16 protein-coding genes are annotated in these 22690 nt (G+C 45.7%); 4 read left to right on the top strand and 12 right to left on the bottom strand.

The genetic code is table 11. From position 1 onward, the window contains the following. The first annotated feature begins 137 nt into the window (after nt 1–137). From UA76_RS10490 to UA76_RS10480, 3 genes are all read left to right on the top strand, one after another. A complete protein-coding gene (locus tag UA76_RS10490; protein ID WP_047045733.1) occupies nt 138–1673 on the top strand; it encodes a DUF3369 domain-containing protein in 1536 nt (511 codons plus the stop codon). A 169-nt stretch (nt 1674–1842) separates the two neighbouring features. Beyond that, nucleotides 1843–2847, top strand: coding sequence for a DUF2817 domain-containing protein (locus tag UA76_RS10485; RefSeq protein WP_047045731.1), 1005 nt, complete (start codon nt 1843–1845; stop codon nt 2845–2847). Next, nucleotides 2835–3584, top strand: a complete 750-nt coding sequence (locus tag UA76_RS10480; RefSeq protein ID WP_047045728.1) for an alpha/beta fold hydrolase — start codon at nt 2835–2837, stop codon at nt 3582–3584. The genes UA76_RS10485 and UA76_RS10480 overlap by 13 nt, the downstream gene beginning before the upstream one ends. Before the next feature lie 31 nt (nt 3585–3615). Here the strand turns inward: UA76_RS10480 and UA76_RS10475 are convergent, their stop codons facing one another. Next, the gene (locus UA76_RS10475) at nt 3616–4260 is read right to left on the bottom strand and encodes a LysE family translocator (protein WP_420340916.1); all 645 of its coding nucleotides are present in this window, start codon (nt 4258–4260) and stop codon (nt 3616–3618) included. A gap of 203 nt (nt 4261–4463) precedes the next feature. Here UA76_RS10475 and UA76_RS10470 point away from each other — a divergent pair, with 203 nt between their 5' ends. Then, nucleotides 4464–5945, top strand: a complete 1482-nt coding sequence (locus UA76_RS10470) for a carboxypeptidase M32 (RefSeq protein WP_047045726.1) — start codon at nt 4464–4466, stop codon at nt 5943–5945. A gap of 91 nt (nt 5946–6036) precedes the next feature. Here the strand turns inward: UA76_RS10470 and UA76_RS10465 are convergent, their stop codons facing one another. The 11 genes from UA76_RS10465 to UA76_RS10435 form a co-directional block, all read right to left on the bottom strand. Beyond that, entirely contained in the window at nt 6037–6507 is a 471-nt protein-coding gene (locus tag UA76_RS10465) for a Dps family protein (RefSeq protein ID WP_047045721.1), read from the bottom strand. A gap of 253 nt (nt 6508–6760) precedes the next feature. Then, nucleotides 6761–7783, bottom strand: a complete 1023-nt coding sequence (trpS, locus tag UA76_RS10460; protein ID WP_047045718.1) for a tryptophan--tRNA ligase — start codon at nt 7781–7783, stop codon at nt 6761–6763. Nucleotides 7784–8071: 288 nt separating this feature from the next. Continuing rightward, nucleotides 8072–8767: a pirin family protein gene (locus UA76_RS10455; protein ID WP_047045784.1), complete on the bottom strand. Its 696-nt coding sequence runs from the start codon at nt 8765–8767 to the stop codon at nt 8072–8074. 404 nt (nt 8768–9171) lie between these two features. Beyond that, nucleotides 9172–9579, bottom strand: a complete 408-nt coding sequence (locus UA76_RS10450) for a globin (RefSeq protein ID WP_047045715.1) — start codon at nt 9577–9579, stop codon at nt 9172–9174. A 164-nt stretch (nt 9580–9743) separates the two neighbouring features. After that, a complete protein-coding gene (locus tag UA76_RS25200; RefSeq protein ID WP_052772013.1) occupies nt 9744–11291 on the bottom strand; it encodes a type I secretion C-terminal target domain-containing protein in 1548 nt (515 codons plus the stop codon). Further along, on the bottom strand, nt 11291–14353 hold the full coding sequence (locus UA76_RS22470) for a hypothetical protein (RefSeq protein WP_052772012.1): 3063 nt from the start codon (nt 14351–14353) through the stop codon (nt 11291–11293). The genes UA76_RS25200 and UA76_RS22470 overlap by 1 nt, the downstream gene beginning before the upstream one ends. A gap of 38 nt (nt 14354–14391) precedes the next feature. Further along, the gene (locus UA76_RS22465; protein ID WP_052772011.1) at nt 14392–15246 is read right to left on the bottom strand and encodes a hypothetical protein; all 855 of its coding nucleotides are present in this window, start codon (nt 15244–15246) and stop codon (nt 14392–14394) included. Next, nucleotides 15246–16391 carry a hypothetical protein gene (locus UA76_RS22460; RefSeq protein ID WP_052772010.1) on the bottom strand — a complete coding sequence of 382 codons (1146 nt, stop codon included), beginning with the start codon at nt 16389–16391 and terminating at the stop codon, nt 15246–15248. The genes UA76_RS22465 and UA76_RS22460 overlap by 1 nt, the downstream gene beginning before the upstream one ends. 95 nt (nt 16392–16486) lie before the next feature. Further along, nucleotides 16487–18583, bottom strand: a complete 2097-nt coding sequence (locus UA76_RS22455; protein WP_052772009.1) for a T1SS-143 repeat domain-containing protein — start codon at nt 18581–18583, stop codon at nt 16487–16489. Between the two features lie 50 nt (nt 18584–18633). Then, entirely contained in the window at nt 18634–22143 is a 3510-nt protein-coding gene (locus tag UA76_RS10440; protein ID WP_047045712.1) for a T1SS-143 repeat domain-containing protein, read from the bottom strand. Beyond that, entirely contained in the window at nt 22136–22690 is a 555-nt protein-coding gene (locus UA76_RS10435; RefSeq protein ID WP_047045709.1) for a retention module-containing protein, read from the bottom strand. Before UA76_RS10435 ends, UA76_RS10440 begins: the two co-directional genes overlap by 8 nt.

The raw sequence follows: 22690 nt of genomic DNA, 5'->3' as shown, positions 1-22690 counted from the left end.
AAAAACTTGTTAAACCGTCATCTATTACCTATAAAAATATTAATAAATAATTTTATTGTTCATGTTTAAGAAGCAAGTTTTATCGCCCCTTCTCATTGGGGGCACAGTGTTTATGAATGACATGTTTTGGAGAGACTATGCCATTGCAGCTTTTAAGAGAGCTAGACGAACCAACTCTACCGCCATGGAAAGTTCTTATTGTCGACGATGAGCCCGATGTACATCAGGTCACAAAGCTCGCTCTACGACGTTTTGAACTCGATGGGAGACGACTTGAATTCATTGACGCCTATTCCGGCGCAGAGGCAAAGGAAAAGCTGTCCACTATTGATGACATTGCCGTAATCTTACTTGATGTCGTAATGGAAACTGACGACGCAGGTTTAATCGTCGCAAAGTGGACACGGGAAGAACTGTGTAATCATCTCACTCGAATCATTTTAAGGACTGGTCAACCTGGCCAAGCGCCAGAACAAGATGTGATCATTAACTACGACATTAACGATTACAAAGAAAAAACGGAACTGAGCAGCGCCAAGCTCTTCACAACTCTTTACAGCTCCATTCGCTCTTATCGCGATATTATGAAGATTGAACAGGTACGCGAACGTGAAACCAACTATCGACAAGGTTTAGAGCGTGTCATTCAGTCTACTTCCGTTATTTTTCAAAAGAACACACTGCAAGCTTTCTCCGATGGAATTCTTCAACAGGTGCTCTCTTTATTAGGCATGAACGAGCAAAGTATGCTGGTGAGTATTCGAGGACTTGCCACCATTTGTGAGCCCCACAGCGACTACCAAGTACTCGCGCAAATCGGGCAAAGCGACGCACGGGATGAAATCGACCCTGAAGCTAAAGCGTCATTGCAAAAAGCCATCGACGCCAAGAAAAGCATCATTGAAGGCGATATATTCGTCGGCTACTTTGCCACCAGTTCTGGTGCCGTTAGCTTACTGTATTTAAAAGGCGCTCGAAAAATTACCGAGTTAGAATCGCAGCTTCTCACCATTTTCTCCCACAGCGTTAGCCTAGCGTTTGAAAATTTATACCTCAGCCAAGAGATCATAGACACGCAAGGAGAGCTAATTTATCGACTGGGCGATGTGGTTGAGTCTCGTTCTGAAGAAGCTGGCTTTCACGTAAGAAGACTCTCGGAACTGAGTTATCAACTCTGTAAACTCATGGGCTACCCAGAAGACAAAGCAACTCTACTAAGACTCGCCGCCCCAATGCATGATATTGGCAAGATCGCAATTCCCGATAGCGTACTGCTTAAACCGGGCAAACTGGACGCAGAAGAATGGGAAGTGATGAAGACTCACTCTGAAATTGGTCATAATATTTTGGCGGGCTCGAAGCGCAGTATATTGCAAACCGCGGCGACCATTGCCCATGAACATCATGAGCGAGTGGATGGTAATGGCTACCCTCAAGGTCTTAAAGGGGATGAAATCAGCATTGAAGCCAGAATTATTGCTGTGGCCGACGTGTTCGATGCTCTTACCCATGAACGATGTTACAAACCCGCCTGGCCAATTGAAGATGTCATTGAAGTTTTGAAAAGCTCCAAAGGTACCCATTTAGACGAACGCGTTGTGGATACGCTGCTCGATAATCTAGATGTTGCGCTCGCAATAAATGAAAACTTTCAAGCAGGCTCTACCCACTAAGGGCCTATCATAGACAGTGAAATTAAAGAGCTTGGTGCCCTTTTCTATTCGGTACCAGGCTTTTTTTCTATCACACGACTAGGTATAACTAGATACCTATGCACTGAAACATAAACTTAACCCACGTGCCTCCTGAACGCTTTATCATAAAAAAAACATGAGGTTTTTTATGACAAAGCATATCATAAGAGAACTAGAACACATCGAACATCTGGCAAATCGTTACGCAGATATCGAATTGACCACACTCGCTAATATCAAACATAAATCCCAATCATTTCCGGTATATGCATTACACGTGGGTACTCAAGACCCTAATGCCCCTACGCTCTTTTTGACAGGCAGCATTCATGGTGTCGAGCGTATCGGCAGCCAAATTATATTGGCTTTCTTAGAGAATCTATTAAAGCGAACCGCTTGGGATGTCTATCTTAACGACAGGCTAAGCCGTATGAACATCGTCAGTATTCCTGTCATTAATCCGTGGGGTGTGCATTTAAAAACGCGATCAAATGGTAATGGCGTGGACCTGATGAGAAACGCCCCTATCCAAGCAAACAATCCAAAATATCAACTTTATGCAGGACACGCCTTTAGCAACAAACTGCCATGGTTTAGAGGCAATCCAAACCAAATGGAAGACGAGTTGATAGCCGTGTCCAACTTTATATTAGAACGTTCAAAGAACGCTCGCAGCTCAATTGTTTTGGATTTGCACAGTGGATTTGGTTCACGAGATCGGCTTTGGTTTCCATTTGCCCACTCATCACAACCGCCAGATAATCTTCACGAATACTATTTACTCTACCGTTTATTCAGAAAAAGCTACCCGCAATACGAGCTGTATCAGTTTGAACCCCAATGGCACCAATACACAACCCATGGCGACTTTTGGGATTGGATGTACCAACAGCACTTCGCTCAATCTTCAACGCATTTTCTCCCCATTACGCTTGAGCTAGGATCGTGGCTTTGGGTTAAGAAAAACCCATGGCAGCTGATGCGTTTTAGCGAGCTTTTTCATCCAACCAAACCCCATCGAGTCAAAAGAGTGCAGCGACGTCACAATCCACTGCTTAACTATCTGATTCAAGTGCTTGATAATGATTTGTTTCCTAAAATAGATAACGAAAAAGAACTCACTGAGAAGGCGCTGAAACTATGGTACCCATAGTCCTCATTCGTGGCTTGTTAAGAGAAAGCGGCCACTGGAAACCCTTGGTTGAAGCGCTTCAAGCGAGGATGCCAAACCAAATCATACTCACACCCAATGTGGCAGGAAACGGCTCTCTCTATTTTCGCCAAAGCCCGAGCCAAATTGAAAAAATGCTCCCCGCGCTCCTAGAACAATTGCCCGAAGAATATGAAACGTTTCATGTGGTAGCGATCTCTATGGGCTCAATGCTCGCCAGTGTGTGGGCGAAGGCGCATCCACACCAGGTAGCGACACTTACGATGATTAACCCAAGCTTTTCGCGCTTTAGCCCTTTTTGGCAACGAATTAACATCAAAGCACTCACGGCAATCCTCGCTTCAAAACTGAAAGGTCGACGAGATTTTGAAGCCACCATTTTGTATTACACTTGCCAAAAGGCGCTAAAATCTCCTGCCACTTTAGATCGTCACGTAGCGCTTGCCACCAAACATCCAGTCAGTTTTGGTAACGCTATAAGGCAATTGTTGGCGGCAGCTCGATTCAAGGGCTTTGCAGAGGCACCCAATACCCAAGTGCAGATCATTGTGAGCAGCGACGATCAACTAGTCAGCAGTGAATGTGGAAGAGCAATCGCCAATGCTTGGAAGGTAGAGCTGGTAGAGTTCAACAGTCAGTCTCACGACCTACCATTGTCTAAACCTTTTGACTTGGCAAACCATCTGTCTCACTGGACTGAAGACAATCGTCGCTACTGAGATAGAACGACTCAAAGTGCGAATAAATAGATCAATTTGCCACTGGCTTTTCGAGCAGCAGTTTTACCCCCAAAACCACTAACACTGCACCGGTCATGCCTTCCATCCACTGGGTAAATTTGGCGTTAGACAGTATACGTTTTGCAGAGCCTACAACACTTGCAAGCCCGCACTGCCAAATCATCGCAATCACAAAGTGAATAGCTGCCATCAACATAGACTGAACAAATGGTGAGCTTTCTGGATTAATAAACTGGGGCAAGAACGCCAAGTAGAATACGGCGGTTTTGGGGTTAAGCACATTAGACAGGAAACCTTCACGCAAAGAACGTTTCACCGATACTTGGGGAGCAAGGCCCAAATGCTCTTCGATGTTCATGCCTGATTGCGTTTTCCAACTCGCTTTAATCGAACTGTAGCCCAACCACAGTAAGTAAGCTGCACCTACCATCTTGACACCTTGGAACAAGCTTGCCGATTGAGCCAGAAGTGCGGAGATTCCGATAGCCGAGAAAGTTGCGTGAACGAACAAGCCACTGCAAATACCCAAACTGGTGATGGCACCATCTTTAACGCCAGAACGCGTGGTATTGCGAATCACAACTGCCGTATCTAGCCCTGGCGTTAGTGTTAGAACGGTTATCGCAATTAAAAAGGCTTCAAAGTTATCAATCACAACGACTCTCCTTGTCTCTGCATGAACCGACACAATAACGCCAACCAGTGAAAAACGCCAACTCAAAACACTCCCATAGAACAATCTCCCCTAATTACTCATATCGTTCACGATTTAGCTCAACAGGTTTACCAAAGTCAGCTTGTTTATCAAAAGCGGCTTGTTAGAATGACGTTACCTTAATTTGTCATGGATGGCTTGCAATGAGCGCCTTCGAAAAACTAATCCAACACTCTAAGAAAATCGCCCACTATCATCACCTTTCTGCAATATGCGGGTGGGATGCCGCTTCAATGATGCCTTCAGGCGGTAGCCAAGCACGTTCAGAAGCCATGGCTGAACTGTCTGTCCATATTCACAACTTAATGACTCAGCCACAATTGGCAGAATGGTTTGATAAAGCCAGCAATGAATCTCTGTCGGGTGAACAGTCAGCAACGCTTCGCGAGTTAAAACGCCAGTGGCAACAAGCCAATGTGCTGCCAGAAAAGCTTGTCCAAGCTAAGTCACTAGCAGGCTCTAAATGTGAGCATGCTTGGCGTACGCAGCGCGGTGAGAATGACTGGCAAGGTTTTGAAAGGAACTGGGCTGAAGTGGTGTCACTGTCTCAAGAAGAAGCGCAAATCCGAGCGGAAGCCACTGGCTTATCGCCTTACGACGCGATGTTAGATATCTTTGAGCCGGGTACACATTCTGAGTCTCTAGACAAACTGTTTGGCGACGTAAAAACATGGCTACCAGGCTTGATTGACCAAGTCATCGAAAAGCAATCCTCAGAAAAGTTCATCGAGCCAAGTGGTAGATTTGCAACCGAGAAGCAAAAAGCGCTAGGTCTGGAAGTGATGAAGCTTTTACAGTTCGACTTCGACCACGGGCGGCTCGATGAAAGTGTGCATCCATTCTGTGGCGGCGTACCAACAGATGTGAGAATCACAACTCGATACGATGAAAACGAGTTCGTACAATCGCTTATGGGGATCGTGCACGAAACTGGCCATGCTCGTTATGAACAAGGATTACCAAAAGAATTGTCTGGATTAGCATCCGGTGAAGCTCGCTCTATGGGTATTCATGAGTCTCAATCTCTGTTCTTTGAGATGCAAGTGGGCCGTAGTGATGCATTCATCGCTCACCTTTCGCGCTTAGCAGGTAAACATTTCAACGACCACGACGCTCGTTTGTTCTCGCAAGACAATTTCCAGAAGTTGTACACGCGAGTTAAGAAAGACTTTATTCGCGTTGATGCTGATGAGCTTACCTACCCGGCTCACGTCATCTTACGTTATGAAATTGAACGTGACTTGATGAACGGCAAGATCAAACACACCGATGTGCCTGAGTTGTGGAACCAGAAAATGCAGCAGTATCTTGGCCTATCTACTGAAGGCAACTTCAAAAATGGCTGCATGCAAGACATTCATTGGACCGACGGCGCATTTGGTTACTTCCCAAGCTATACACTAGGTGCGATGTATGGGGCGCAGTTTATGGCCGCGATGAAGCAAACCGTCGATGTGGATGGCGCCATTCAAAGCGGAGACTTAAGCCCTATCTTCACTTGGTTGGGTGATAAAATTTGGACGAAAGGTTGTTTGCTAACGACTGACAAGTTGGTTGAACAAGCAACTGGCGAAACCCTGAATGCAAAATTCTTCCAAGCACACTTAGAGAATCGTTACCTCTAATTTTCTGCCACAACAAAAACTAAAGAGCTTAAAGCCAATGCTTTAAGCTCTTTTTTATATATACACTAAGGTGTTAACGGCTCAGTCGCTTTTACTGAAGATATGCGTTTAGCATCCAAAGTAGTTTTTCTTGCTCACGGATGTAGTCACCCATCAGCGCCGCCGTGCCTTCGTCTGCAGCTTCACCCGCTTGTTCTAGAATTCCACGCTGTTTTACGAGCAACTGGCTAAAGCCATCCACCAACCCAGCAACACACTCTTTTCCTTGAGTCGCATTTTGATGTTCAGCGATTGCACTGACTTCTAGGTAGCGGCTAAACGCATGATCAGGCGTATGACCTAACGTTAGAATACGTTCTGCAATTTCATCAATTTTGGTTTGTAGATCAGTGTAGATCTCTTCAAACTTCACATGTAGTTCGAAAAACGCCTCACCTTTAATGTTCCAGTGGTAACCACGAGCATTCATATACAGCACTTGGTAGTGCGCCAAAAGCGAGTTCAACTCATACGCAAGTTGCTCTGATTGTTGTTGGTCAAGTCCGATAAAGTTCTTAGTCATATCCAGCCCCTTTCATCTTGTTAGGCAAGTCTGTTTCGTTAAAGATAGTCTATGCCTATCAAATGCCGGCGTGAAATGGGCCTTTCCTATTCATTCAATAGGAATTGACTATTACAAAGTATAGATGCGCGAGTGGTTTAAAAAAACGGCCATGACTGAGCGGCAACAAGCAAGCCCCACTGACACCAATTTCGTTTCTCATGGCGTTCGTGGGGCTCTCTAATGCAAGCGAATAGAGTTGTACGTCATTCTTTCAGAACAGATTCAAACCAAACACCCCTTTCACCTCATGAAGTACGCGCTCTGCTTTCGCTCGAGACACCTCACTACCCTTTCTTAAAATATCGAGTAGCTGTTCCTTGTCATTTAGATATTCGGCTCTTTGTTTGCGTATTGGCGCAAGCAACTCCTGCAAGCACTCCTCCAATATCTTTTTGGTGGTTCCATCGCCAAGGCCGCCACGCTGATAGTGTTCTTTTAGATCGCTAACATAAGCTTCATCTGGATGAAACGCATCAAGATAGGTAAACACTACGTTCCCCTCAATCTTACCTGGGTCTTCAACTCTTAAATGATTAGGATCGGTGTACATGGATTTCACCGCAGCACGTATCTCTTTTTCTGTGGCACCTAGGTTTATCGTGTTCCCCATCGTCTTGGACATCTTGTTTTTACCATCAGTGCTAGGAAGGCGAGAAGCTCGACTCAGCAGTGGCTTACATTCATTTAGGATCGTTTCCCCTGCTAGAGAATTTATCTTTCTCACTATCTCATTGGTTTGCTCTAGCATTGGCAATTGGTCATCGCCCACAGGAATTAAGGTGGCGTTAAATGCCGTGATATCTGCGGCTTGAGAGATTGGATAAGTCAGAAAACCTGCAGGAATGGAACGTTCGAAACCTTTACTTTGAATCTCACTTTTCACGGTTGGGTTTCGCTCTAACCGTGCGATGGTGACAAGGTTACTGTAGTACATGGTTAGCTCAGCCAGCGTGGGGATCTGCGACTGTAAACAAATCGTCGTTTTGGAAGGGTCTATGCCGACAGCCAAATAATCGGCCACCACATTGAGAATATTGGACGACACCTTGGAAGGGTTGTGTGCGTTGTCGGTAAGCCCTTGCATATCCGCAACCAGAATCGTTTGCTCGTGAACAGACTGTAAAGCCACACGCGGCTTTAGAGACCCGACGTAATGCCCCAGATGCAAAGGGCCAGTGGCTCGGTCTCCAGTAAGAATTACTTCTGGTTTGTCAGATTGAATTTTTGTGCTCATGATAGTGTCTCCTAGTTAGAATAGATCGCTACTGGAGATACTAAAAAGATTACAAACTTAGCTACCTACCAGCAGCCAAAGAATGTAAGAATTCCGCGCCGCTCTAAATAGAGCGCCACCAGAATAAAAGTGAAGTGGTCAGGGAAATTCTGTTCATAAAAACAACGTAACAATCTTCATTTGAAAACTCAAGCAGATAGATACCGAACACAACCTCGCACAAACTTAAAAATACCAGTCTGCATCACCGGCTGGCATTTCATTTACAAGAAACTAAATGCTGTTTGATTAAGGCAACTCAAACACCAAGGCTGTGGTTTGGGTGTTTCCAGCATTCTTGAGAATCACCTTTGCAGCATCTTCAACTTTGGCACCATCACCACCGTCCAACACGGTATCGTTAACCGATAGTTCACCTTCTACCTGATGAACATACACTTTTCGGCCTTGTTCAACATCCAGCTCTAGCGATGTTCCGGGATCTAGAATCAACTGATGCAACTTGGCGTCCTGCTTGATATGCAGCGTTCCATTCTCGCCAGTTGGTGTGGCAATAGTGGTTAACCCCACTTCTTTGCCGAAATCTTTCTGCTGATAACCCGGCTTGTTACCAAAGCTGTTTGGTTGGATCCAAATTTGTAGAAAACGAAGTTTATCTGAATCCGATGCATTGTATTCACTGTGGTAGATGCCCGATCCTGCTGACATCAACTGAAACTCGCCAGCAGGTAAAACTTGGACATTGCCTTCACTGTCCTTGTGCGCAATTTTGCCTTCTAGCACAAAGCTGATGATTTCCATGTCGCGGTGACCGTGGGTATCAAAACCAGCGCCCGGCTCAACAATGTCATCGTTAATCACTCGAAGCGTTGAGAAGCCCATTTGTTCAGGATCGTAGTAACTACCAAAAGAGAATGTGTGTTTGCTGTCTAACCAACCGAAGTTTGCACGGCCGCGATCTTGAGAATGTCTTACTGAAATCATCATTTGCTGTCCTTTTTCTGGCCAAACATGTACAAGAAGCAAGCCAACTAAGTTGCACCTGCTTCACTGTGAATTGTCTCAATGACATTTAGCTTAAAGCGATAACTAACGGATAAAACCACTTTAGATCGAATCTCTTCTTCAAAATATTTGAACTTGATTTGGTCATTGAGCACAAACATCCAATTCACTGTAAAAAAAAGCCGCTCGTAGGAGCGGCTAAGCTGGATGTAAGTACGTGAATCCATCTAAATATAGGGTAGTAACTGGACAAATAATGCAAAACGAACAATCTCGTTTGTATCGGAGTAAAGACTACGGAGATTCCAAGACAGAAATATTACAAGCAAGCTTCAAAACGATGAAACGTAACCCTCTATTTTAAAAGGGTTTAACCTTTAGTTCTAATCAACCACACACTCATCCGACATAATATTCAATCCTCTCTCGAGTGTTTTTCGCCAAGCTTGTTCTACGTTTTCGTCAAAGTAGGGGTCAAATTTTCCGACAGTTCGTAGCAAGCTCTCAGTCCATTCATCCAACTCATGTTGTTCAATGTTAAGACCTAACTTTTTATGATTTTGTCCTAACATGGCGACGTTATTCCGAATAAAAGGATTGTCCGCTGAGTTAAAAATCAAGATGATGGATGCTTTGAGCATCTTACTCTGCTTAGCTTTATCGACTTCACTAAATCGCTCTGCAAATCGTGGATTAGAAGCGCAGAAGTCCTCTAAAAAGAAACCTAGAAACTCTTGGTCTATATCGATTCGTCGATAACTTTCGTGAAAGGTGTCTTGGTAGTCTTCCATTACTCAAACCATATTCAATTTACCTCAGAGTTTATATTAGCCTCTATTGCGATTTATGCGCGTGAGCAAACTTCAAAGTTCTCTGTTTTCTCTGACTACATCAACAAAAACGCCATCTAGCAGATACTCAGATGGCGTATTTCTTAACCATTAACTAATTACCATTACAGCTCATGCAATATCACTTGCTGATCAATCAATGCACCAACAATATCGGATGACTCGGTACCGACTAAGGTCAGTTGCGGAGCAAGGTCTTCAACTAAAATGGTTTGTTCTGCCGTCCCCTTACCGCCAGGATGAACATGAATTTCGATATTGTGACCTTCAACACTCGCGTCTATGTGCTGCAGTAAAGTGGCCATATTAACGGTGTCAGATTGCAGTTCCGGTAATAAATCTCGAAGGTCAATTTTGTCTCCTTCATTGATTTGGAAATCAGTAATTACATCCGTCGTGCCGCCATCGACCTCATGCCAAATGAAGATATCCATGCCTTCTCCACCGCGCAAAATGTCATAGCCTAAGCCGCCATTAAGTACATCATCACCCTCGCCTCCATCCAGAGTGTCATTCCCTGCGCCACCATTAAGTTCATCAACACCACCACCTGCATCTATACGATCATTTCCGCGACTCGTATTTAAGGTATTGCCTTGGTCATCACCAAGTACATACTGGGGCTCTAAAGAATCACCAGTTTCAGTCTCACTAGAATCAGCAACGACTTTGAGGCTGATCGTAATTGGTAATGAATCAGCACTGTCACCATTAGATTCCGTCGATACCGCAACTACATCAAGCGAATGTTCACCAATTGGCATATTAGCAACTGTTAGCGTGCTGATTGCTTCACTTGAAACAGTCCAGACACCTGACTCTTCAGTTACTGTTCCTGCATCTGAACTTAAGACGCTGCCCGTCGGCAAACCAGTGACTTCTAAGGATAGTGTCTCTCTTGCATCAGTTAAAGCAGCAACCAAACCGACCAAGACCACGCCATTTGAGCTGGCAGTTTGGCTTGCGGTAATATTGCGGATATAACTATGCTCTGACTCAATCTCAAGTATTGGTGCATCGGCAACGGGCGTAACTGCAATATCGTACTGAACTGGCGTCGTTTCGATTACAATACCCGAAGGGTTACCACTATCTTTCGCACTGACGGTGAGGCTCACCATACTGCTAGAAACAGTCGATGCATCGAGGTACAAACCCGCTGGATCGGCAGGCGTATCAAGCAGCGCATTGAGATCACTTAGTGTTCCTGTTGCCGTAACTGCGCTCGTTCCATTTCCTGACACCGCTATGTTTGTTCCCAATGGTGCTGCTACGTTTAATAACCCTTCATCTACCGCCAGCGTGACGGTTAGAAGCTCGCCAACAAAACTGCCGACGTAGTCTGGGTCATCTACATTTATACCGCTGATTAGCTGCTGAGTGGCTTCCGAAACTGTTTCTGTAACATCGGCGGCATCAATAACGGGTGACTCACTTATCGCCTCAACACTAATTTGGAAGCTCGTTTGATTGGTTGATGACGTTGTTGTATCCGTAGGATCAACGGCGCCATTATTACCACCATCATTCACTAGAGCAGTGACGGTGACTGCGCCTCCCGAGTTTTCATCATTGCTATTGAGATCTGGATGGAACATGACATTCCCTGACACCAATGCGCCATTAATGTCAGTCACAGAGCCAGTCATCATCAAATTTCCCGAATCATCAAGGCAAATTCAACTCCAATGTAATCCGTGTATTGAAGTGTTACTTTATCAACACTCAGTGTAAGCGTGTAATCTGCATCCGGATCATCGAAACTAGCGTCAATATCTGCGATCGTAAACGTGTCTATGGCAATCGCGATGTCTTCTACTGCTTGAATGTCGGTTACATCAACAAACGTAGGTTGGTCATTTTCGGGGTCAATAACCAAATCCACATCGAAAGTGATAGCAGGACCCAGATACTCATTGTCATCAGCGTCACGATCAACAGATAGCACCGATATTTTGAGTGGACTATCAATACCCTTGGCATTGTCGTCATCACTATTATGCTGCCCAGAGTTGAAAACAATTTTGTCTAACTCTTGTCCTTCAATGGTCAGTGTCCAAACACCCGTGATTGAGTTATAGTCAGCCAACGTCACGCCATCTGGGTAATAGATACGGGCGTCTTCAGGTACATCTTCCACTCTCACACGGATAATTTCCGCCCCATTTTCAGATTGAATGCCTGCGCCCATCCCCGTATTAACTCGATCGATAACCGAAGCCTTGATATCTATATCGATATTTTCACCTTCTAAACCGCTTATTTGGTCTGTCGCATCAATATCGAGACTGTCACCAACCGGCAATACCGTTAGCACAAAATTGGGGAGTGTTGCGGCTTCAGTTGGTACGCCTAGCAAGGCTTCTTGTGTAAATGCCGTCATCCCAAATGTTGCTTCACCACTGAAGTTCTTTGGCGGCAACACGCTGATGGCACTCAAGTCTAAGTTAGCCCCAGCATTTGGCGGCAGTTGAATACTCCAGACACCATCGCCATTGTTCTTAATGTTATAACCAGAATCAGCAGTGAAGGAGAAGCCTTCCGGGACTCCCGTCAGCTTCAAAGAAACAAAGCTTTCAGAGCCATCCAGATCCGTAAGTGAAATCGTCGCTCCGCTCGCCTCTCCTAATCGCACAGCGTCATCTTCGTCAGTAGTGACTTCAAGAACCGTTAAGGTGTCGCCATCAGCATCCGTTACCCTCACGTCATCGACCACGGGGGTCACAGCGAAACTGGTAGAACTGGTAAACGTCGCGCTATCACTGGCAGAACCATTAGATGTTGGGTTGGTGATAGGATCATTAAACTCTGCTGAATCCATTATCGAACCGGAAATCGTCATCGACACTCTATTTTGATTCGAGAAATCTGGGTAGTTTTCATCAGGTTTGAACAGTATTCTGTCCAATGCCCCTGCGGCGATGTCCGCTTCTGTGAAGGGAATTGAAGGACCAATGATAATTCCTTCATTTGTATAGAAGTCGCCAACATCACCATCTAGCGTCAGCGTCAGTGAGTTGAGTCGTTCATCACCCCCTTCAGCCCCATTCACCCTGTCACCTAACTGATAGGCAAGGTTAAGCACGATAAAGGTGTCTTCGAAACCAAGGGGATCGCTGCCGTCTTGCGCAATCGTATTTAAATCGGCATCGAGTGACTCAACAATGTCCAACGTGATATTTGGCGTATTGGCACCCACATCAACAAGCGGAGACACTTCAATCACAACATCGCCATTCCGGGTTTGTTCATGACCTGAAGTTGTGTCTTTGGTAATCACAGTAAATGGCAGCCTAAAGTCACCAGAGTAGTCATTCGGTAAAGTGACAAATAGGCCAGAGAGCGAATCAACCACGCCGGCGTCAGATATGCCTGCTTGAAAAACATATTGGTCGTTAATGAAGTCCACTTCACCGCCCGTCAGTGAAATAGAGTAGTCAACGTTGTCAATCGCCACAGTGCTGTTGAGTACAATAGTGACTTCATCAGCAGAATCGTCGGCGAGATTAAACTGAATGATGTCATCAAGCTCTTTGCCAAGATCAAACGTACTATCTTCGTCAACACTAATAACGCTATCCGGAGTAATTGTAATGGCAGCCGCTACTTCATCACCCGCTTCGATAAACTCCTTAAACTCTAGTGTGATAGAGCCAAAGCGCTCAGCTTCTGGTGACCGCTCATTGTTGTCTTCCCCTTCATCAGCGACCAGTGTGTCCATGTGCATTTTGATTTGATTGGTCGCGTTAGCATCATTGTTATCAAGTGGCGTGAGGTCTAAACCCTCAGGCGCACTGACACTAAAGGCATTTTTATCCAAGATAATCCAACGTCCATCACCTTCATAGGCCGCACCTGTCACAACAAGTTGACTAATCACATTATCCGGCAGTGGATTATCATTGATGTCTGTAAGCTCAATAATTAGGTCAGTAATAACTTCATCTGACGACGCATCGGTTTCGAGATACCGCAAGACATACTCACCGTCCCAAATCTCATTCCCGTCATTGTCTGTGTCGACATTATTGCTGTTGGTCGTAAATCGAATGACGCCATTATCGTCAGCAAGAATAGTGCTTTGTTCTGCCGTTCCACCCTCATTAAACACGGCCAAACGGTTATCAGGGCTATTGCCGTCTAGGTCGTCTTCTACAATGGCACGAACAACCACATTAACCGTGCCCGTTAAGGTGGCAGTTACACGACCTCCTTCACCAACAATGTTGTCCGCAGTGTATTCATGGTCGCGTTCTTCTATTTCAACTACCGTGGTTAGCGTGAAGTCCTTACTAGAATCCGCGGGTGGTATCATCTGTATAAAGTTGGAGACTAACGACGCCTGAGTAAAGTCCCCATGCGACAAACTGTTTGGTTCAATCACCAATACTTGACTCATGCCATCGGCCGAATCAGTGACGCTCACGGAGACATCTGAGTTATTCACAATGATCTGCGTATCGAGTGGGATATCCTCGATTGTAATCTTGGTAAAATGTTCATCAGCATCGAAATAGTCATCACTGTCGGGATGCCAATTGATGTTAATTCGACGGTCTTCATTACCAATCGAACTGTTTTGGTAAACCGCAGTCGTTTCAATGACAGGCTCAACATTCACTCGAACCAGTTGTTCAAAGTTAACAACATGCCCATCGTTTTCCGTAACAATGATGTTGGCTTTGATATGGATATTTTGTGTCGACGAATCCACAGGGCGAATGACGATACCCGATTGGTTGTTTAACCCCGTTATGTTCGCTTCGTAAATCGGTTGGCCCGAGCATCGTAACCCACGAAGTTCAAGTCAACTTGCGTACCGTCGCTATCTTCTATCACGACTCCTTCGGGGATCTCTGATAGTAGAACAGTGATGGATTCCGAGTCGTCTAAGGGATACGGAAGCGCTTCACCACTGATAATCGAAAAATCTAGGACTGCTGAACTGGAACCATCTTGGCTCTCGATTATCGTTGTTTCTACACCACCAACGGCTTCACCTTCAATAGGTGTCCAGTGTGAGCCCAAAGTCTGTCCAGTTGGAATATCCGCAACACCAGTTACTTCAACATGAGCAATTTTCGTGTCGAGAACTTCTTCATCGACAACCTCGCCACCAGACAGGGTAACGATGTCTTTAATGACACCATTAACGGTAATGGTGAAGTCTTCATTGCTGTTTTGCTTAGGCACAAGATCGACTTTCACAAGATCATCGTAAGCAATCTCATAAAAAGTGACGCCCTCTATTTCAAGTTCAGTAATTGCCTCATCACCAGTGCCAATCCAGTCTAGACTCGCGCCTTGAGGCAAGTTAGAGATCCTTACAAAAAGCGACTCCGAGCCGTCGGTATCTACGGATGGATTCATCGTGACAATCTTATCCAACGTCAACGCTTTGTAGTTAGGGTCATCACCGTAGTAATCTGGATTATCGATGTTGTCTTCGTTTATTTGAACACGAGACACTCTAAAACTGCCCAAATCTGCATCTGGCGTTACATCAATCACGATCGTCTGAGGGTCAGAACGCATGATATCTTTATTAATCACACCATCATCGTAATGGTTACTGCGCTCATCAGTTACTGCAACTGCAGAGAACACTATCTGCCTGCATAATTGTCTTTGGGGTTGATAGTAATTCTGTTTATTTGATTAGATGGAATCGTGTAAATACCATTGGCGTCTGGTGTGAATACCTGACCATTTCGGCCTGTCATCTCAAACGATCCCGCGCCTTCTGTAACGGTTAACTCATAGGTAAGCGTTTCACGCGAACTCGTGTCTTGAGAGGTCGCTCTTAGCTGTAACCTAACATCACTGCCGTCTTCGTCGGTTTCGTAATAGTACGTGCTGCGGCTATCATCCCAAACCGCTTGGTCCGCTACGCTTTCTATTTCAATTCGGAAGCTAGAATCAACCGTATGATCGGGGCTACCATCATTATGAATCTGCAGCTGGTAGTTTATCCGGACGCCGCCATTACCCGTTGAATAATGTCTATCAGGTACAAAGTAGAGGTTCTCTATCGTCGCAGTCGCGCGTCCATCCACTACAGAGATATCTTGCTGCAATAACGGTGATTCAAATGTAATCTCATTGCTGGTGGCATCGGCTTCGAGACGATGATATATACCACTTTCATCTTGATAGTAAAAATCGCCACGATGGTTACCTGCTTTAATAGTTAACCCACCAATGGACTCGTTGTTGTCATAGTCGAACAGGTTAACCTGAAGTGAGACTTGTGCTGGTGAATCAGACAAACCATCCTGATTGTCTTGTTGATTCTCTAACTCTGGCGCATCTCCCGCTTCATAGTTGATCAGCGGGGAACGACCGGAATCCTCAAAGGTGACCACCTTAAGGGATATAGGCGCTGCATCTCTATCACTGATGCTGACATTCAATGGCATTGTCGACGTATCTAAATCGCCATCAGTGGCAGTAACATTAATCGAGAACTCAATATCTTGCCCGTTGTGCTCTAAATCAGCACTGGCTCTGAACTCAGCCTCGCCATTGCTGTTTATTCTAAGCACACCAAGCTGACGAACCTCAGGCGTTCCATTGCCATCATCAATCTCTTCATAGACTCGAATATTTTGTCGGCCGGAGCGAAGATCTACACTGTCGATATAAGTGCCACGAGGGCCACCAAACACGATCGATGAGTTGCCATCCGTCGTCCCTTCAATTCGCGTTAAACTTGCCCCATCCGCACCTTCAGCTGTATCTGTTGCAAACATATTAACTTTGCTGTTATTGAAGTTCTGGCCTTCATAACGCTCAAAACTTTGTTCAGTCAGGGTTGGAACATCATCACGAACCGTAATTGGCAGAGTTATTGGTAGCGTCTCGTCTCCATCGTAATCCGTTGCTGCAATAGCAAAGTTGATTTGAATATCGTCTTCGCCGTTAGTGCCGAATTAGCAACGGGATGATCCAACACACCAAGCAGAGTGAAGTCGTATGTATTGTTTAGAGCATTGAGAGTTAGAGTGAACACAGACGAGCCAGAAGCAGTTTGAGCCGTATACGTGATAGCCTCGCCATTAACCGACGGAGTAGCCCAGCTTAGCGTTTCCCCGCCACTTCTTAGGTTGTCTAACACATCGTCCTGATTTGCTAAGGTGTACTCGACAACACCATCTGCACCTTCTTCTAGAACGAATCTGCCTTCAACAGAGGTATCCTCTGTCTGTTCTGAACCCTGACCATCAAGGTTGTGCTCATCCGCCAAGGTGTCACCTTGATAATTTGTCAGAGTTGGTTTGTCATCGACTATCTCAATCGCGAAATCGAAATTCTCCGATGGATCGCCGTCAGCATCAATGGCAATCACTTCAAATGGAATACTGAGCGAATCAACGTCATTAATATGATCAATCGGTTTACTCAAATTAAAGGTGTACTGGCCATTGTCAGATAGCGTTAAGGTGAACACCACTTGGCCATTACTCAAGCCTTGGTATTGAGTAGAACCCGAGACGTTCATCACTTCAGAAATCGTAATTGGGAACCCGCCAGCCAAGAAACCATCGGTGGCGGTATCATCATTGGCGAGCTCATATTTCACAACGCCATCCGCACCTTCGGTGGTGACGAAGGCACCCGTTGCTTCTGCGCCAGTAGATCCTATATTGTCTTCTTGTAGATCGACATCACTTTGGTCAGTCAAGTCGTCGATGGTCGGGACATCATCAGTTAACGTGACAATAAGTGGAGTGAGTGGCGTTGGATCTCTATCGGTATCTTGCGCATAAATCGGTAAACTAAAGGTAACGTTATTGGTGTCTAGCCCTTCCTGATGATCAAATGGTTTCAACAAAGTGAATGTGTAATTGCCTTTGTCTGTGCTTTCTTCGACTCCAAATTGATTGAATACGAAGGTGAAAATGGTCGTTTCATTGTCGTCATCATCTGTGGTGAAACCCAAGTAGCTGCCGGGATTATTGGGGTCTTCGCGCATCTCGACCACCAATTCACCGGATTTAAGTGTCCCACCAGAATTGAACGAATCCACATCAACCGCGAAAAAGTGAATATCATCACTGCCTTCTTGATACACGATGGACTTGGTTAAACTCGTAACGGTAAGGTCCAAATCTGAGCCGTTGGCCAAGTTCGCCTCATCAAACTCGACCCTCGGAATGGTTGTAATGCTTGGTCTGTCTCCGTCGGTAATCGCTAATGAGATTTGAACCGTGTCTGTGTCATCATCACCATCGACAGCCGTGAACACGATGTCTTTGGTAATGGTTTCATTCACGCTGTGGTCAATATCGCGCGCCACATCAAATCCAAATGAGCCATCACGGGAAATGGTTAACACGCCTTCATCAAACTCAAAGGTTTGAGGCGCATCCGCATCCTGATTCGTGTTTAATGTGAAGCTTACCCCACCATAGGTAAACGAAGTAATGTTGGAACCGTCGGCACCTTGGCTTGTGAAAATATCATGGGATACCATCTCGGTGCCTGCCACTGTTGGTTCGGTCAGTGAGAACGATTCGCTAGCTAACTGATGTTCATCATCTTGCACCACAATATTAATTTGCGCAGCCGTCGCATCTCGCTCTCCCGTAATGGTTGAGCGGTCTCCATCTGAATCCACCGCGTACACTGGTAAGCTAATGGTTAATTGGGTATCTTCCGCGTCTTTATGTTCAAACGGTTTAAGCAATGTAAACTCATACTCACCCAGCGTTGGCGAATCTAACGCGACGTTAAATACCGTTTGCTTCGCGCCATCGATTTCTATAAAGCCTTGATAGCGGAACACGCCTCCTGTGTCTGATACCAGTTCTAACTGAACGACTTGATCGCTCGACAGCAGCGTACCATCTTGGTTGAACTCATTAGGCTCTAACTCAAAGTGGTCTATGATGTCACTGCCTTGCTGAGCAGTAATACTGCCGGTATCACTCACTACAGCCACGCCATCTTCCGTACCGCCAGTGAGCCCTGCCTCATCAAGATTCAGAGAATCTACTTGGGTGATGATAGGAATGGCACCGTGCTAATCGCGAAGTTTAAAGGCTTAGTCGAGGTATCAAGATCGCCATCGGTCGCGGTCACATTGATCGCGAAAGTGATGTCACTGTTACCATGAGCTAAGTTCGCATTGGCGTTGAATTGTACGTCACCATTACTGTCAATGCGCAGAGTGCCCAGTTCCCGAACCTCTTTCGCTCCATTGCCTAGATCTATTTCTTCGAAAACAAGAACGTCTTGGCTGCCTTCTTGAATAGCGGTACTTGCTACATAGGTAGCATTAGCACCACCAAACAAAATGGTCGAACTTCCCTCGGTTGTCCCCTCAATCAGGGTGACTTTTGCTCCATCAGCACCTTGGTCGGTGGTGACATCGAACATCGATATTTGCGTGCTGAATCCATCGCCTTCGACACGGGAAATATTTCGCTCTGTTAACATTGGAACATCATCACGAACCTTAATTGGCAAAGTCATTGGCAGCGTTTCGTCGCCATCGTAATCCGTTGCTGTAATAGAGAAGTTGATTTGAATATCGTCTTCGCCGTCAGCACCCGAATTTGCAACAGGATGATCCAACACGCCAAGCAGAGTGAAGTCGTAAGTATTGTTCGATGCATTGAGTGTTAGGGTAAACACAGTTGAGCCGGAAGCAGTTTGAGCCGTATACGTGATAACCTCGCCATTAACCGATGGTGTCCCCCAACTTAGCGTTTCCCCGCCACTCCTGAGATTTTGCAGTACGGTCGCTTCATTGGCTAAGGTGTACTGAACAACACCATCCGCACCTTCTTCTAGGACGAATGTGCCATCAACAGCGGTATCCTCTGTCTGTTCTGAACCCTGACCATCAAGGTTATGCTCATCCACCAAGGTGTCGCCTTGGTAATTTGTCAGAGTTGGTTTGTCGTCGACTATCTCAATCGCTAAATCGAAATTATCCGATGGATCGCCGTCAGCATCAATCGCAATCACTTCAAATGGAATACTGAGCGAATCAACATCATTAATATGATCAATCGGTTGGCTCAAATTAAAGGTGTACTGACCATTGTCGGAAAGCGTTAAGGTGAACACCACTTGGCCATTACTTAAGCCTTGATATTGAGTGGCACCCGAGACGTTCATCACTTCCGAAATTGTAATTGGGAACCCGCCAGCTAAGAAACCATCGGTGGCGGTGTCATCATTGGCGAGCTCATATTTCACCACGCCATCTGCACCTTCGGTGGTGACGAAGGCACCTGTGGCTTCTGCGCCAGTCATCCCTATATCGCTCTCTTGTACATCGACATCACTTTGGTCAGTCAAGTCGCCGATAGTTGGGATATCGTCGGTTACCGTGACATTAAGGGGAGTGAGTAGCGTTGGATCTCTATCGGTATCTTGCGCATAAATCAGCAAACTAAAGGTGACGTCGTTCGTTTCCAGCCCTTCCGGATGATCAAACGGTTTCAACAAAGTGAAGGTGTAATTGCCTTTGTCTGTGCTGTCTTCCACCCCAAATTGATTAAATACAAAGGTGAAGATAGTGGTTTCGCTGTCATTATCGGCAATGTCACCATCTGTGGTGAAACCCACATAACGACCGGAGTCACTTGGGTCTTCGCGCATTTCAACGGCGAGACCATCCGCTTTTAACGTTCCATCGGTGTTAAATTCAGTCACATCAACCGCGAAAAAGTGAATATCATCGCTGCCTTCTTGGTACACGATGGACTTGGTTAAACTCGTAACGGTGAGATCCAGGTCTGAGCCGTTAGCTAAGTTCGCCTCATCAAACTCCACGCTCGTAATGGTGGTAATGCTTGGTCTGTCTCCGTCGGTAATCGCTAATGAGATTTGAACCGTGTCTGTGTCATCATCACCATCAACTGCCGTGAACACGATATCTTTGGTGATGGTTTCACTCACGCTGTGGTCAATATCGCGCGCGACATCAAATCCAAATGCCCCATCACGGGAAATGGTTAACACGCCCTCATCAAACTCAAAACTCTGAGCCGCGTCCGCATCCAGATTTGTATTTAGTGTGAAGCTCACTCCACCATAAGTAAACGAAGTAATGTTGGAACCGTCGGCACCTTGGCTTGTGAAAATGTTGTGGGATACCGTCTCGGTGCCTACCACGGTAGGTTCGGTCAGTGAGAAAGACTCGCCAGCCAACTGGTGATCATCATCTTGCACCACAATATTAATTTGCACGGCAGTCGCATCTTGCTCTCCCGTAATGGTTGAGCGGTCTCCATCTGAATCCACCGCATATACAGGTAAACTAATGGTAAGCTGCTCATCTTCTAAGCCCTTATGTTCAAGTGGCTTAAGTAACGTAAACTCATACTCACCCAGCGTTGGTGTATCTAACGCGACGTTAAACACCGTTTGCTTACTGCCGTCGACTTCAATAAAACCTTGATAGCGGAGCACGCCGCCCGTGTCTGAAACCAGCTCTAACTGGACGATTTGGTCACTCGATAGTAGCGTACCATCTTGGTTGAACTCGTTAGGCTCTAACTCGAAGTGGTCGATAATGTCACTGCCTTGCTGCGCAGTGATACTGCCGGTATCACTCACTACGGCCACGCCCTCTTCCGTGCCGCCTGTGAGCCCCGTTTCATCAAGATTCAGAGAATCTACTTGGGTGATGATAGGAATGGCACCATCTTCAATTGTCACTTGAATCGTGTTGTTTACAACATCGAAATCATAGTCAGTAATGATGGTGGGGAATGAAAGTGTCACCTCTTCCACTCCATTTTGTTCAACTGATCTAAACTGTTGGAACTGGTAGCTTCCGTCCACATTCACAGACAGAGTCATGACCTGTTCGCCACTCTCTGCTTGTGTAACGACTAATTGGGTTTGATCAGCGGATAGCGTCGCTTTCAGCGACTGGTTGTCACTAAACAAATCTTCAAACTGAGATGTGACGCCGTCACTCAAGATAACCGATTGGAGATTATCACTGCCTAATTGGACAAGCTGTCCCTCTACAGATGCAAGATTGTCATCACCACTCTGAAACGTGGCTTCTAGGATCGTTGGGTCTGCACCATCAAGCAGCACCACTTCTATTTCAACAGGGCTTTGCAATAAGTTCCCTGCAGTATCTTGCCCTTGGATTTCAAATGCGATGTTTATTTGATCGTCAATGTACGAAACCAAACCGCCACCCACTGATGGAACATGATCCACGGGTTGAAGCACGGTTGTCGTGAGTTCGAGGGTGACATTTTCGCCATCAGTCGCCGCAACAATATCGATACGTAACACGTCACCTGAACCATTCACTCCGACAATCGCATTATCTTCACTGCTGTAGCTAAAGCTCACGGCCTCACCGGAGGATGTAATATCGCTATTCAGCTCAGCGAGTAACAAGCTCAATGACTCGGCGGTTGGAGTAAAGGTGCTAGGGTCTAATGCTAAATCGGCGGCAACTATCGTAATTGAGTTTGTAGTTGTTTGAGAATAACTCGCCAATGACAGTGAACCCTCAGACAAGGATTCGTTGAGTGACTCTCCCCCGCAGCAATTCTAAGGCTCTGAACTCATCGTCGGGCAGCTCATCAAACGTTTGGAAGATGCCTTGAGTTTCAAAAAAGGTACCGACTTCCGTTTGTGGGTTATTAAATTCAACGGTGACAAAACCAGCATTTGCGGAGCCACCTGCGCCTCCAGCGGCAGTAGCTTCTAGAATTTCAGTCGGGTCAGCACCCTCTAAGATCGCATCTTGTATAGCCGCAAGGTCTGATTCGCTAAAGCTAGCTTCATCAATCAATGACTCATCAATTGAAACCTCGCCAGCCACCTCAGCAATGCCCCACCCACCTTCATCTAGCTGGCAAGCAACACAATTATCTTCGAGCTGAAATTGTTTACCACCATCAACTAACATGACGTTTGCTTTATCGGCAACAATCAAAATGTGATCAGCTGGAATCACATCACCCTGTTTTACTGAAGTCGCATTCCCCTTAGTATCGACAGCAACAACGTCTCCCGATACCTCTTCTACGACAACACTGTGGCGTACAACTTCTACTTCCAT

It is taken from the genome of Vibrio mexicanus (assembly GCF_001012815.1).
GTDB classification, from domain to species: domain Bacteria; phylum Pseudomonadota; class Gammaproteobacteria; order Enterobacterales; family Vibrionaceae; genus Vibrio; species Vibrio mexicanus.
The sequence above is the reverse complement of the archived record's forward strand: the minus strand, read 5'-3'. Positions and strand labels throughout refer to the sequence as shown.